Here is a 989-nt window from a genome sequence, read left to right as displayed (position 1 = left end):
TCACGGTCCGCGCCGACACCAAGGTGTTCCGCAACAGTGAGTTCATCATGGGCTTCACATCGTCGTTCCGGATGGGTCAGCTCCTGCGGTACAGCCTGGTTCCGCCCCTCCCGCAGACCTGGGACATAGATCGGTTCATGGCCACCGACTTCATCTCCGCGGTGCGCGACTGTCTGCGTGAGGGCGGCTATGCGCGCAACGAATCGGGTTCGGAGGAGGGCGGGGTGTTCCTGGTCGGCATCCGTGGCCGGCTCTACCGGATCGACTCCGACTTCCAGATCGGCCGCAGCATCGACCTGTACGATGCGGTCGGCTGCGGCGAGGAGTTCGCGCTCGGTTCCCTGTTCGGTAGTGCCCACCTCGACCCGCTGGAACGGGTGGGCCTCGCGCTGGAGGCAGCCGCCTACCACTCCTCGGCGGTCTGCCCGCCGTTCCATGTCATGTCTAGCCCGGATTCTGACTGACAGTCATCCAGAGTCTATTGTGGATCTTTAACAGGCTCTTATGAACGGCGAATGCCACCACGCAGGATCGCGGAAATGGCGGCTCGCGGCCCGAGCGCCGGCTCGAAGGCGTCTGAGGCGGCCTTCAGAGCGCCGTACTCCACCTCGGTCAGCTCGATGTCGGCGGCGGCCACGTTGCTCTCCAGCTGCGCCACGGTGGAGGCGCCGGGGATCGCCACCACGTTCGGATGCCGGATCACCCACGCCAGCGCGATCTGTGCCGGGCTCGCGTCGTGTGCCGCGGCAACATCGCGCAGGACGTTGAGGACCGGCCGTACCGCGTCGAGGTTCTCCGGGAGGAACAAGGGATTCATCGCCCGGACCCGCGACGTCGGGCGATGCTCGCGGGTGTAGCGACCTGAGAGCAGACCCTGTGCGAGGGGACTGTACGCGATGATCAACCGATCGTTCTTCACCGCGTACGGCAGGAGGTCCCGCTCGACCTGCGGCCGCACAAGGCTGAACTGCACCTGGTTGGAGCTGTCC

Annotated in this window: 2 protein-coding genes; one reads left to right on the top strand and one right to left on the bottom strand. The window is 65.8% G+C overall.

Going from position 1 to position 989, the window contains the following annotated elements:
* Positions 1-464 (top strand): hypothetical protein (locus tag U9977_RS11765; RefSeq protein WP_322749266.1); only part of this gene is annotated, 464 nt, incomplete at its 5' end.
* 38 nt (positions 465-502) lie between these two features.
* Here U9977_RS11765 and U9977_RS11760 read toward each other — a convergent pair.
* The coding region (locus U9977_RS11760; protein ID WP_322749265.1) for an aldo/keto reductase at positions 503-989 on the bottom strand (487 nt) is incomplete at its 5' end.

Origin of the sequence: Protofrankia sp. Cas8, from assembly GCF_963555845.1 — a bacterium.
In the GTDB taxonomy this organism is placed as follows: Bacteria; Actinomycetota; Actinomycetes; order Frankiales; family Frankiaceae; genus Protofrankia.
Note: the sequence above shows the minus strand (reverse complement) of the source record. Positions and strands in the feature narration are given on the sequence as shown.